Source organism: Xanthomonas sp. DAR 35659 (genome assembly GCF_041242975.1).
Lineage (GTDB): Bacteria > Pseudomonadota > Gammaproteobacteria > Xanthomonadales > Xanthomonadaceae > Xanthomonas_A > Xanthomonas_A medicagonis.
On sequence record NZ_CP162488.1, the window covers coordinates 1598822 to 1611922 of the forward strand.

At 61.5% G+C, this 13101-nt stretch carries 11 protein-coding genes and 1 pseudogene; 8 read left to right on the forward strand and 4 right to left on the reverse strand.

The features are described from left to right. Positions 1-44 precede the first annotated feature (44 nt). The 8 genes and pseudogenes from AB3X07_RS06755 to AB3X07_RS06790 all read left to right on the forward strand — a co-directional run bounded on the left by AB3X07_RS06755 (position 45) and on the right by AB3X07_RS06790 (position 6923). Entirely contained in the window at positions 45-437 is a 393-nt protein-coding gene (locus tag AB3X07_RS06755; protein ID WP_369943664.1) for a hypothetical protein, read from the forward strand. A 31-nt stretch (positions 438-468) separates the two neighbouring features. Then, positions 469-823 (forward strand): annotated as a pseudogene (locus tag AB3X07_RS06760) (RHS repeat protein); the annotation flags it as partial. Positions 824-1018: 195 nt separating this feature from the next. Beyond that, a complete protein-coding gene (locus AB3X07_RS06765) occupies positions 1019-1429 on the forward strand; it encodes a hypothetical protein (protein ID WP_369943665.1) in 411 nt (136 codons plus the stop codon). A 120-nt stretch (positions 1430-1549) separates the two neighbouring features. Then, positions 1550-2632 carry an IS630 family transposase gene (locus AB3X07_RS06770; RefSeq protein ID WP_369943666.1) on the forward strand — a complete coding sequence of 361 codons (1083 nt, stop codon included), beginning with the start codon at positions 1550-1552 and terminating at the stop codon, positions 2630-2632. 1270 nt (positions 2633-3902) lie between these two features. Further along, positions 3903-4280, forward strand: a complete 378-nt coding sequence (locus AB3X07_RS06775) for a hypothetical protein (protein WP_369943667.1) — start codon at positions 3903-3905, stop codon at positions 4278-4280. A gap of 88 nt (positions 4281-4368) precedes the next feature. After that, a complete protein-coding gene (locus AB3X07_RS06780) occupies positions 4369-4821 on the forward strand; it encodes a hypothetical protein (protein ID WP_369943668.1) in 453 nt (150 codons plus the stop codon). 318 nt (positions 4822-5139) lie between these two features. Then, positions 5140-6189: a N(4)-(beta-N-acetylglucosaminyl)-L-asparaginase gene (locus tag AB3X07_RS06785; RefSeq protein ID WP_369943669.1), complete on the forward strand. Its 1050-nt coding sequence runs from the start codon at positions 5140-5142 to the stop codon at positions 6187-6189. 14 nt (positions 6190-6203) lie between these two features. After that, positions 6204-6923 (forward strand): copper homeostasis protein CutC, encoded by a 720-nt coding sequence (locus AB3X07_RS06790; protein WP_369944679.1) that lies wholly within the window; start codon positions 6204-6206, stop codon positions 6921-6923. Positions 6924-7415: 492 nt separating this feature from the next. On the opposite strand, the gene AB3X07_RS06795 is transcribed toward AB3X07_RS06790, so the two are convergent. From AB3X07_RS06795 to AB3X07_RS06810, 4 genes are all read right to left on the reverse strand, one after another. Continuing rightward, positions 7416-8519, reverse strand: a complete 1104-nt coding sequence (locus AB3X07_RS06795) for a sialidase family protein (protein ID WP_369943670.1) — start codon at positions 8517-8519, stop codon at positions 7416-7418. A gap of 835 nt (positions 8520-9354) precedes the next feature. After that, positions 9355-9762, reverse strand: a complete 408-nt coding sequence (locus AB3X07_RS06800; RefSeq protein WP_369943671.1) for a DUF2251 domain-containing protein — start codon at positions 9760-9762, stop codon at positions 9355-9357. A 58-nt stretch (positions 9763-9820) separates the two neighbouring features. Beyond that, positions 9821-12571: a hypothetical protein gene (locus AB3X07_RS06805; RefSeq protein WP_369943672.1), complete on the reverse strand. Its 2751-nt coding sequence runs from the start codon at positions 12569-12571 to the stop codon at positions 9821-9823. Further along, complete coding sequence (locus AB3X07_RS06810; protein WP_369943673.1) at positions 12568-12999, reverse strand: hypothetical protein; 432 nt, start codon at positions 12997-12999, stop codon at positions 12568-12570. The genes AB3X07_RS06805 and AB3X07_RS06810 overlap by 4 nt, the downstream gene beginning before the upstream one ends. Between the last annotated feature and the right edge of the window lie 102 nt (positions 13000-13101).

Below are 13101 nucleotides of genomic sequence, written 5' to 3' on the forward strand. Positions count from 1 at the left end.
AGTGTTTTGCCATACCCAAGTCCTAATAACGGCGATGCTTGTGGATGCAAATGACTAATGGAGTTCCTATGTTTAAATTAAGGCAGTGCGCAGTCTGCAAAATTTTTCTTGCTGCGGCGATCGGAGTTATAGCTGGGGGGGGCATGGCGAGCGAAAGTAAAAGCTCGTTGTCGCTTAAAATTTTCTCTGCCGGCGAAGTCGCGTATCGTGATTTTTCGCAGAGCATCAATGGGCGAGTTGATATATCTTCTGAATTATCTATCTATCTTGCGGATATAGATAATTATAGGATCACTCTTCTGGCGGGGGATGGGGATTACTATGTAGTAGAGTTTCTGCCGAAGCCATACAAAGGGCAAACTTTGCGTGGCGGTGGCGTGCAGTACAAGATCGCCAACGAAGACCTTCATGTGATCGACATAGTTAAATACAAATAAAAATTACAGATCGATTTAGCCAAAATGCCGAAGTAATGGCGTGCCGCTACGACAGGCCATCTGGCTGGATGATCTGCCGATGGGTACTGGCCAAGAACAGCTTGCACTATGTGCAGCCGGACCAACTTGGCACCCTCGCGCGGTGTGCGTGACGTGGCAATCTGGACCTAGAACCTGAAGTGCGAAGCTTCGGGCAACACCCGCGAACCAATACCGGGACAAGGACGGAACCGCCTTTGTGTTCGACAAGCGCTTCCCGGGGCAGCGCTACGATGCGGCGACAGGTTCAATCAGAACTATTTCAGGGATTACGACTCAGCACAGGGCAGTATGGGCAGAGTGATTCAATTGGGCTGGCAGGGGGGGGCAGCATATTCGAATACGTTAGTATGGAATGCGTTCGGTGCAGTTGATCCATTTTGGATTGGCACATAGCTCATTCCCTTGGTCTGTAGGCTTCGGGCGGCGCACTAGCTTTAGGCTTCGACACCATTGCATCGCTGAAGGTCATAAGGGCCAATGTCTGAAGTAACCCATATGTTTGACTTGAAGTTTGACTTGTCTCAATGCGGATATGAGAAATGAGGAACTTATTTGCCTTTATCGCTATTGGATTGATTTCTAATTGCGGAAGGTCTGGGTCGGGGGATAGTATTTCTGGAGTCTGGAGTAGTAAGCAGTCAAGTGCGAAGACCAGGGAATTAAAACTTGGCGTCGATGGAAAATTTGAGGCCAAAGGATTTCCGTCATCTATAGCGTGCTCTGATTCCGCGGCGGTCGGCGATGTCGATGGCATTGGTAAGTGGGAGTATGAGGCGGAAGATGATCGTGTATTTATTAATTTTTATAGGATAGCGAATGGGAAGTGCTCAACTCCATATGGGGTGATGATTTTTCATCATCCTGGAAATAAATTGGTGGCTTTCCCAGACGTCGAAAAGCCGTCGGGTGCCGTGGTTTTCGATTTTGTGGCCGATGGTAAGGGTCGGTGATTTGCAGTTTCTTGCATCGTCTTTGGGTTTGTGCATGACGATCTAGTGTGGCGTTCCGCATGTAACTTTTCTTATCTGGCATTGTCCAAGGATGACCTTTGGAAGCTGGAGCGCTCGCTCATGGGACGACCCGCCAAACCGTTGGTTGTCAGCGCCGACGATCGTGTGCAACTGGAGTCGATAGCCCGATCGCAAAGTTTGCCGGCGGCCTTGTCGCGCCGCGCACAGATGATCCTGCGCATGGCCGACGGTGAACCGCAGACGACGATCGCGCATCGCTATGGCGTGAGCCGTCCGACGGTCACGTTGTGGCGTACCCGTTATCGCGAGCGCGGCATTGCCGGCCTGCATAACGAACTCAAGCCCGGCCGGCCGCGCACGACCAGCGATGAGAAAGTGGCTGAACTGGTCAACACCGCCCTGACGCGCAAGCCGAAAGGTCACACGCACTGGTCGCGCCGCACGCTGGCGGTGGAGACAGGACTTTCCACCACCACCGTCCACCGCTACATGACGCTGTTCGGCCTGCAGCCGCATCGCTCCAAGAGCTTCAAGCTCTCCACCGATCCATTTTTCATCGAGAAGGTGCGTGACATCGTCGGCCTGTATCTGAACCCGCCGGATCATGCGTTGGTGCTGTGTGTGGACGAGAAGAGTCAGGTACAGGCCTTGGAGCGTACCCAGCCGGTGCTGCCGATGGGGTTGGGGTACGTCGAAGGCATCACGCACGACTACGTGCGCCATGGCACCACGACCCTATTTGCCGCGCTGGACATCGCCAACGGCAGCGTCATCACCCAGTGCAAACCCCTGCACCGACATCAGGAGTTTCTCTCATTCCTGCGACATGTAGACGAGCAGGTGCCGCAGGATCTGGACGTGCATCTGATCTGCGACAACTACGCCACCCACAAGCACGCCAGGATCAAGGCATGGCTGGCCAAGCGGCCGCGCTACCACATCCACTACACGCCGACCTACGGCTCCTGGCTCAATCAGGTCGAGCGCTGGTTCGGCCTGATCACCCAACGCGCGATCAGGCGCGGCTCTTTCGACTCGGTGGCCGATCTAAAGCGCAAGATCAACGCCTTCGTGGAGCACTACAATCAAAACCCGCGACCGTTCAAATGGACTGCGACCGCCGCCTCGATCCTCGCCAAGATCGAACGGCTCTGCAAAGTTATCAACGGAACGCCACACTAGAGGCTGTCTGAACCATAGCTCGTAAGAGGTTCAGTCTCGAGAGCGGTGCCCCTGAAGTATGCGGCGATATAGAGACAAATGCTCCGTCAAATGGTTTGCCTTAATTTTTACGTCTGCTCTGCCGCTTGATGCAATGCCAAGCGTGCGCTACTTTGTGGTGCTCGCTCCTCCCGCGCCGTAGGCCCCTTTCATGTCGAACTAAGTGAATCTGTTACGCCAGTGCGAATGCAAAGCGCAACCTTCTTGAAGCAACCAGGCGCCGGGAGGATAGAGAGTGCGAAGCCTATGGATTCTAATATTTTTGGCGTCAATGATTTCAGCCGTTTTTGCGGGGGAGCCTTGCAAGCATTTTCCTGGAGTAGATCACAAAGTGCCGGCCGTAGTTAAAGAGAAGCTTAGGGGGGAGGGGATGGAGGGATTTCAGCTGGTTAACCGAGCCGTGTGCGGTGCCAATGTAACTTGGTATGCTTTGCCGCCGGATTTTCCGCCTTCGCAAACCTGGCCGCCCGGTGTTATGAAGCTTGTTTCATGGGATGTAAAAAAGAACGAGGTGGAACTTCTTTAGTGTTCAAATTCTGCTTCGATAGATAAAAGCCTTATCAGTGGCAATGGTGGAAAGTAGTTGCGTAGGTTTTTCTGACAGCGCTGGCGAGGCCGGAAAGCTACCCGACTGAATGGCCCAGGCAATCGGGACCAACCTGTATGTACATCTTTGCTGGGCCACGATACATCGGGTGATGTGCGGCCCGACCTCCGTCTGCTGGAATATCTACCTGATGGGCGGTGCTGGACCGCGCCCGCACGATTCGGCGACCGTTCTGGTACTGTGACCTGGATCTGGAGCTTCCACACCGCTAGATCGTTTAAGTAAAGTTGTAGTGACGTGGGGGACAGAAAATGCGATGCTTTTGGATATTGATTCTATCGACAAGTCCGACTCTTGCTCTTGCAGAAGACTGTAGGATTAGTCTTGGTGTTGATAGAAATCCTCCGGCTGAAGTCAAGCTTCAGATGGAGGTGCGTGGGTTGAGTGATTTCCAGCTTATTGATCGGAAGGATTGCAAAGATACGACTAGCTGGTTTGCTATATCGAAAAAGTATCCGGCAAATGCCCCTCGGCCCCCGGGGGTAGAGCATTGGTTAATTCTTGATTTAAAAAGCCGGGTCGTTGACTTCATTCCGGCACCTGGCTAGGGTGTGCTTTATCTGGATGCCGAAATATAAAGATTGGCCTTGCCCGCCTCGCGGAGGAAGAAATATGGCTGCGAAAATGAGTGCTAAATTCATCGCTGTCGTCGGTGCTTTGCTAATTTCGGTCATCGCAACAATGGCGAAAGGAGAGCCTCTTGCACCTGCTCCAAAATGCCAGGAGGGGGGAATAGTCCGAGCTATCGATCAGTCTTATCAGGACTTTTCTACGTTCTTGTCCAAGGTGTCTGCGCAGCCTGAAAGTAAGCCGATGAGGGAATTTTTAAGGAAGATAGAGAGTTACCAGGTGATCGCTGTTTTGGAGCGGGATAACTATACGGTTAAGTTCTTGCCGTACAATTACCCTGGTGGGACTATAAAGGGTGCTGGTGCTAAGTATTCGGTCAATAAATGCACTTTTCGGATCGAGGATATTCAGGGGCGAGCACCGCTGGAGTAGCTACAAGCCATCCTCTGAACGCGTTGGGGGACCTCGCTGACCTACGACGCGATCAACAGTATGAGCTTCAGCCGTGGTAGAAGTATTGATGGAATTCGGTATGCCTATTGGTGCGTTAATGACTGCTTCGATTAATCTGGCGGGAAAGTCGTTTGATGAGTTGATGGGCTTGTTCTTTTGTGAAGTAATAGATGACGACGATTTCTATGATGTGGTCGCTGCTGAGCTGGCAAATGATTATCGGCATGCATTGGAGGCGATGTTGGATGTTCTCTCCAGTAAACGTTTGCGTGCCGGGATCTGCGGCTTGGGAATGGCCTCCTCTGCTGATAGTGGGTTGGTGATCAAAAAGTTTCTTCATCATGATGATGCACTAGTTGTCGCTGCTGCTATTGATGGGCTGAGATGGATCGGTTCACTGGAGTGGCCGATCATTTCCTCACAGCTCAATCATCCTTCCCCCTATGTCAGGGGGCAGCTCTCAGGTACGCGAAAAGTGCTCTTGGTAAGGGCGCGCTTTCGCTGTTGCTGGCTAGTCTAGATGACGAAGACTCAATTGTTCGAGAAAACGCAATCGACGAACTGGATGGGCTTATATCCGTTGATAATTCTTATCTGGTAGCGCCTTATCTCGATGATCCGGCTGCGCATGTCAGGCAGGCAGCCCAAGCGCTGTTTGATTCACTTCGATAGGCTGCTTCTACACCTGGCCGGCGCCATGATCGAGCCCGACTCAGAGCAACGCAGGTAATGTAGTTCACCGTCACTCTTACCATCCCAACATGCTCTGCCGCATGATGTAAGGCCGGCCGCGCTCTTCCTTGCGCGGCATCCATCCTTCCCTGCGCCGGAGCCACTCATGCACGAACGCCGCCACTTCCTGAAGACTGCCGCTTTCGGTGCCATCGCCACTGGCCTGGCTACCGCGTTGCCGCGCGCGCGGGCGGCCGCCAGCGGTGGCGTCGCACCTCTGCCACGCGGCGCGGCCCGAGTGATCTCCACCTGGGACTTCGGCATCGCAGCCAACCAGGCCGCGTGGCAGGTACTGGCGCGCGGTGGTGCGGCGCTGGATGCGGTGGAGGCCGGGGTGAAGGTGCCGGAAGCCGACCCCAACAATCCCACCGTTGGGCTCGGCGGCTATCCCGATCGCGATGGGCGGGTCACGCTGGATGCCTGCATCATGGATCACACCGGCGGCTGCGGGTCGGTGGCGGCGCTGGAGGACATCGTGCATGCGATCTCGGTGGCGCGGCGGGTGATGGAGAAGACGCCGCACGTGATGCTGGTCGGCGACGGCGCGCTGCAGTTCGCGCTGGCGCAGGGCTTCGAGCGCACCCGCCTGCTCACGCCAGCGTCGGAAAAGGCGTGGAAGGAATGGCTGAAGACTTCCGAGTACAAGCCGGAAGCCAACATCGAGAACCGCGCCTACCAGAAGGGCACGCTACCCGGCGGCAAGGACAACCACGACACCATCGGCATGCTGGCGCTGGACGCGCACGGCAATCTGTCCGGGGCCTGCACTACCAGTGGCATGGCGTGGAAGATGCACGGTCGGGTCGGCGACAGTCCGATCATCGGCGCCGGGTTATATGTGGATAACGAGGTCGGTGGCGCGACCTCCACCGGCGTCGGCGAGGAAGTGATCCGCAATGTCGGCAGCTTCGCGGTGGTGGAGATGATGCGCCAGGGCAAGAGCCCGGCCGAAGCCTGCCGCGAGGTGGTCATGCGCATCGTGCGGCGCAAGCCGGAGTTGACCCGCGACCTGCAGGTCGGGTTCCTGGCGATGAACAAGCGCGGCGAGGTCGGCGCGTTCGCGATCCAACCCGGTTTCAGCTATGCGGTCTGCGATGCGCAGCGGCAGGATCTGCTGCTGCCCGGGCAGAGCCATTTCGCGAAGCCCGCCGCATGAGCAAGGCGATGACGATGGGCCTGGAAGTGGCCGCCGATTCGATCGGCTCGGCGCTGGCGGCGCAGGCCGGCGGGGCGATGCGGGTGGAGTTGTGCGGCGGCCTGGATGGCGGTGGCCTGACGCCGTCTTTCGGCACGCTGGCGGTGGTGCGCGATCGTCTGACGATTCCTCTGTACGTGCTCATCCGCCCGCGGGTCGGCGATTTCGTGTTCGACGCGGCGGAAGTGGAGGCGATGCGCCGCGACGTGGAGCAATGCGTGCGGCTGGGCTGCGACGGGGTGGTGCTGGGCGCGCTGGATCCGGCCGGCGAGGTCGATATGGCGACGATGCGCGTACTGATCGCGGCCGCCGGGTCGCTCGGTGTCACCTTCCATCGCGCCATCGATGTCAGCGCCGATCCGCGGCGTGCGTTGGAGGATGCGATCGCGCTCGGTTGCGAACGCGTGTTGACCTCGGGTGCGCGGGAGACCGCGGAAGAGGGAGCCGGGCTGATCGCCGAATTGGTGCGGCAGGCCGGCACGCGCTTGAGCGTGATGCCGGGGTCCGGGGTGTCCGATGCCAATCTCGCGCGGCTGCGTGCGCTGACCGGTGCGCGCGAGTTCCATGGGTCGGCGCGTGGGGCGCTGGCATCGCGGGCGCTGACGTCGCATCCGCATGTGCGCAGCCTGGGGGGCGATCGCATGCAGACCGATGTGGAGCGGGTGCGGCGGATGGTGGCGTCGCTGGCGGAGTAGCGGATGCGGGCGGTTTTGTGTGATGTGTTCGCGGTGATGGTATGGCGCTGGAGTGGTCGTGGGTATCGCTGGCAGTGGGTGCAGTAGGTGCGATGTTGTAGGAGGATTCCGTCCCCGGTGGTGCGCAAGTTGGGGAGGTGGGCGGGTTCGCTCGTCGCGACCGAAGTCGTTCCCACAGGTGCATGAGGTCGGGTTGCCTGTGTGTTGTGGCAGGAGTTCCCAATGCTGCTGGAGTTCGCTATCGCGTTGTGGGTTGTGTCGCGGCTGAAGCCGCTCCTACAGGGGGCGGGCCATGCCTGAGGGCGTGCTGTGGTCGGGGCTTTAGCTCCGAGTGCCGTTGCGGATGTCGCCTGTCTTGGCGCAACCTTTTCGCCTACGCCAACTGGAGCATCGTGGGTGCCTGCGCTGTCGGGCTAGGCATTCACTCCAGGCACGAATCCGATACGACGCCGCAGTGAACGTCGCAGCAGCGCCGCGGTCCCTGGCAACGCCTCAGCGCTTGCCGTCAGGCGCAGCCACGGCGGCGCTCAGCCGCTTCGGGTCCAGCACCACGTGCTTGATGCGGGCGCGTTTCCAGGTGTAGCTGATGTGCACCAGGCCGTCGCGAGTCTGGATCACCGCCGGGTAGGAGAATTCGTATTTGGGGCTGTCTTCCAGGGTCAACACGCGCGTCCAGTGCGTGCCGTCGTCGGACAGTGCCACCGCCAGCGTGCCGCGGCCGTCCCACCAGTCCTTGCCGGACGCGGTGGGGTTGTACACCAACAGCGCACGGCCGTCGGCCAGCATCACCGCGTCGGTGCCGGAGTTCGGGTTGGCCAGGTCCAGCAAGGTCATCGGTTCCCAGTGGCGGCCGCCGTCGCGCGACCAGGTGCTGAACACGTGATTCTGCCGGCTGCGGCCGATCGCCTGGATGCGACCGTCGCGGTGCACGAGCAGGCTGGGCTGGATCGCGCCGATCCTGGCCGGGTCGTTCAGTGCCGGGCCGCGGGTCCAGTGCACGCCGTCGTCGTCGGACCACTCGATGTGCGCGACCCAGCCCGCGTCCTCGCTGCTGCTCGGGCTGAAGATGCGCCCGTTGGCTAGTTGCACCGGCTTGTTCTTGATCGGGCCGAGGATGCCGTCGGGCAGGCGCACCGGCGTGGACCAGTGCGCGCCGCCATCGGTGGAGGTGATCTGCATGCCCCACCAGCGCTTCGGGTCGGGGCCGACCTTGTAGAACAGCCGTAGCGGGCCGTGCCTGGGCTGGAACAGCACCGGGTTCCATGCCGGCAGCGGTGCGCCCTGCGGCTGAGTGCCGTCGGCCACGCGCTGCGGTGGTGCCCAGCCGTGCGCATCGCGGCGCGCGACCCAGATGCCGACATCGTCCGCGCCTTCGTGGCGCCCGCCGAACCATGCGGCGAGCAGGCCGTCGCGGGTTTCCAGCAGGGTCGAGGCGTGGCATTGCGCGGTGGGCGCAACGGCGTTGACGAGTTCACGGTAGACGATCGGCGAAGGCGTGACCGGGGTGGGCGCAGCCGGCCCAACAGGCGCGGCGATCGCGCGGACGGCCCATAGGGACAGCAACGGCAGCAGGGGGAACAGCAGGGAGCGCAGCATGGTGGTCCGGTCCTATGCCGGCATTGAAGATACCTATTTATTATGAATTAAATACCACGTGCTGGGGTCGCTGGCGGCAGGATGGCCTTGCGGACGGCCGCGAGGATCCACGGTACCGAGTCATACCCTATCTCCGATTTGCTTGCCGGCCGCTCTCGGCTTGGCCGTGCTGGCATCGCACCCGCCTGTCGGAAAGCTTCTCGGATGTACAGCCGTCGCGGCCGCAGGTCGTCTGACGGGACTGGATTTAGGTGTGATCGTGCATCGGGACTGATCCCTATCCGGATCGTGAGCGAGGCAATGGCGCCGTCAGTCGCAAGGCGTGAAATCCGGATCGGATGGGCCCTCGGCCGTGGGCGCGCCCAACCACGACCTGGAGCGCGCCCAGCTTGCTCGCTCCGTCGCCACCCTGGAACTGCAATTCAGATAGTCGGTGACCTTCAATACCGTGACGGCGATGGAGCGGACGACGACTGCCCGTTGATGCGGAGGTTCGCGGTTAGGTGTTCCGCGACCGTGCGTGGTTCAGGGGCGCGCAGGCAGCCGATCGGGCCCATGAAGATCGGCCACTTCCGGCGGTCAATGCTTCGTTCGTGCGCCTGAACTTCCTGTCCGGTCACCGGCGCCGCCCAGATCTGCGAGCTTCAAATGCTCGAAGTGAGCGCCGGTGCGGCACGCTGAATGCACGAGGTCGTGCCGCTGCCGCCACGTTGCCGGTGCTGCGGGCGCGGCGCCCTGGCCGATGCCGGCGCCGAACGCATCGGTACGTCGGCTTGTCGCCTACCGGCGCAACCATCTCAGCGACGCGGCACCCACGCGACCGCCAACCGGCGCGCTACGCGAACAGCTCCACCGCCGCATCGCTCCACGCATGTCCGTGCACACCCCACGGACTGTCTTCCGGTGCCGGCGGGAACCCGGTCCGGCAGTAGCCGCGCTTCGCTTCGAAATCGAAGATCGCATGCGGATGGCCGTTGATCAGCAGGACCACCTTCTTGCCGTCCTGCGACCAGCCGATCTTGATCTCGGACGGCCGCTGTTTGTCGGCGACGTCGGCGGCGTTGTAGATGTGCAGCGCGTCCTGGATGGGGTTGTCGTCGACCGAGGTGTCCAGCGCATAGAAATACCCGGTGTCGCCGTCGTCTTCGAACACGGCAACGAAGGGGGGTTGTGGAGCCTGCGCCTCCACGACCAGCGCGGTGCCGACGATCAGTTCGCTTTCGGCGGTGATGGTGATGGGCATAAGCGATTCGCGATCAGGGAATGGAGAAAGCGCGCCGCGGACCGGCGCGCTTCGCGCGTCAGACGGTCGGTCCGCCGCGACCGGACGCGTCCGCCTGCCGCTGCATGGCGTCCTGCGCGAGTTGCTGATCCTGCGCGCGATTGAAGGCCAGCGCTTGCTGCGCGGTTTCCTGCAAAGGCGGAACGGCCTGGTTGGTGTCCACCGCCACCCGGAAACCCGGCGTGGTTCCGGTCACCCACAGCGTCTCGCCCGACAGCTTCACGCTGCCGATCATGCCGACGTCCGTCATGCCTTCCTTCTTGCCCAGCAGCATGGCGTGAGCCACATGCGCGTCCGAGACCTGTGGCGGCGTGTCGCTCCTGAGCTTGGCGAAGAGCGCCTGATCGTTTGGCTGCAGTCGCAGCGCGTGTTCGCCGCCGGATGCGGCCGCCGGCACGATGCTGGCCGTGGCCGCGCCTGGCGCGGCGTTCGCCGGAAGCGGCGCCTGCGAATGCTGAGCCGGCTTGGCGTCGCCGGCGGGGGTTGGGGCGGGAGCGGCCGGCCGCGGCGATGCTGGCGTTTGCGCCTGCCGGATCTCGTCCGCGGTGGTGATGGCCTTGGGCACCATCTTGCTGTCGGACAGGAAGCCGTCGCGGCCATCGTCCATCATCGTTACGATCGCGCTGTTCGGCCCGGGACGGCCGGTCTTGGGATCGGGCTGCAGCATCAGCGAGTAGGGCTTGCCGGCATCCAGCCCCTGGCGCGCATGGGTGCTGGCGACGGCCGCGGTGGCCGCGTCGATCTCCGCGTCGGTGCGGGCGATGCCGGCGCCGGCGTAGGCGCTGGCCACCATGCCGCGCATCGGCATGGGTTTCGGCAGCGTCGGATTGGCCTGCGCCTCGGCGGCCATGGCGGCATAGTCCTGCAAGCCGGCCTGCTGGCTGCGATGCACCTCGTTGAGCTCGTTGCGGATGTTGCCCTCGGCCTGGTTGGTGCCGTAGATCATGCCGGGCGTCGTCCACTCGCCATTGGCGCCACGCGTGTAGGTGTGGCCATCGGAGGCCTGCAAGGTGTCCGTCTGCGCGCTGGCGTTCTTCACCGCCGCGGGCACGTCGCCGTACTGATGCCAGCCGAACTGGTTGTACGCCACCTGGTAGCGGCCGGCGATCGCCGCCGGCGTATTGGCCGCGTTCTGGGCGATGATCAACTTCGAGGCCTGCTCCAGTTCGGCCGCGCGCTGCGGCGTGGCGACTTCGCCATGGGTGACCTTCATGCCGTGCTCGATGTACTGATCGACCACCGTCCGCGACCAGGCCTGGGTCTGCGGATTGCGGATCCAGGGACCTTCGCCATCCAGGCTGCGGGTGTCGCCTTTGCCGGCCGGAATCGAATAGGGATCCTGCGGCTTCGAGACATGCGCCAATCCCAACTCGTAGGAGGCGTTGGCGGACTGGTAGTTGAGCTGGTTGGCTAGCACATCGCCGGCCACGTAGCGGACCTTGCTGTAGGTGGGGCTTCCGCTCTCCGGTGCCGCGGTGGTGGACGCGTTGAGCTGTTGCGTTTCGGCCACTCGCGACCAGGTGCCTTTCGGATCGTTCGGGTCGCGGCTCCATTCGTTGCCGTCCCGGTCCTTCTGGGTGAAGACCCGCTCGATGTCCTTCTGTTGTGCCCATTTCTCGCCAAGGAAGGCACCGCCGACGCCGCCCGCCACACCGCCGATCGCCGAGGTGACCAGCGCACCCGGACCACTCGGCGAGCCGCCCGCCAGGCCATAGCCGGCGCCGGCCAGGAAGCCGACCGCGATGCCGCCGCCGATCCCGCCGACGTTGCGGCCGATGAAGTGGGTCTTCGCCGACTCTGCTCCTGTCGTGTTGCCCTGCGCCTCCAGCTTCACTACCTGATGCCCGGTGGTGGTGAAGTCGTAGGCCAGCGCGGCCACCGCGATCACGGTGCCGCCCTTCGAGAGCATGCCGGGACGCAGGCCACCCTTGGACGCTGCCACCGCCTCGCCGGTGATGGCCGCTTCGCCGACCGCCGCCGCTGGAGCAGGGGCGTTCAAGCCGGTGGGCGCACGGGGCAGGCCGGCATTCGCCAGTTCGGCGGCGGGGGAGAACTTGGTGGCGTCGGCGCCGAGGGTGGCGGCCGCCTCTTGCGAGAGCGTGACCTTGTTGACCTTCGGCCCGACATTGTCGGGCGACACGAACACGCCCTTGGGAACCGCCTCGATGAATTGCGCCTGCACCTTCGGCAGCACGGCATCGGCGCCGCCCTGGGCGTAGAGCACTTTCAGCTCGCTCACCGGTTGCCCGCCCAGAGTCCTGACGTTGGGATTGTCCAGAACGGCGGGCAGTTCCACCTTGCCGAACACGCGCTCGATGTTCGCGTTGGTGGCGACCACCTTGATGTCGCCGCGCAGCGAGCCGGCGAATTCATGGGACGCCTCGCCCCATAGGCAGCCTTCGAGCGAGGTGGCGCTTCTGGCCACCGCCTTTGGATCGCCAAAGAGGAAGCTGCTGGCCGACTCTCCGGCTTGCGCGAGGGTCTGCCCTTGTCCCATGAAGACGCGTTCCGCGGCGCCGCGAATGGCCTTGGTGACGTCGGGATCGGCAAGGAACTGCGCCCTCGGCGTGTTGTTGATGACCGGCAGGCCGGTCTTGCTCGACAATTCCAAGGCGATCGCCTCGGATGCGACTTCCCCGACCGGCCTGCTGTAGAGGATGCCCCCATCGGCCGTTGCTTTGGCAGGATACTGCCGCGCGACCGCCTGGATTTCCTCCAGTGTGGTCGCCCTCTTGATCTGTTCGATTTGCTTGGAGTAGTCGTCGCTCATGACGTGACCGCCTCATCCGCCACCAACGCCCAGCCGTCCCGGAAAATGACCTGACCCATGAAGTGGGCGTTTGGATATTCCGTCAGCAGCGACGGCCTATCCGAAAACTGCGCGCCGGCCAGGATCAGTTGAACGATCAGCGCCTGAACCTTATTGATTTGGGCTTGCGAGAAGACCTGACATCCGGCAAGCATCGGCATCCCAAGCGACTTCTCGCTGCCGTAGCCGAACGAGACCACCTCGATGTTGTAGTCGTTGTCATTTGGCAGGAACGCTCTTTCGATTTCTCCAAAGAACTCGACGCCATCCACCTCGACCGCGAATGTCTCGTGCCCCAACTCGTCGACGCCCCGGACCAGGCCGGAAAACCGTGCTCGCCCTTCGGGGAACTCCAGCCAGGCGAACGTGGGGTGGTCATGTAGCTCCATGTCTGTCGCTCCCTATCGAATGATCGTGAATTTCGGCTATTCGGCGGATTTTCCAGCATTGGCGTCAACGCGTGCAATCGTGTCGCTCTTGGCGTGTGATGA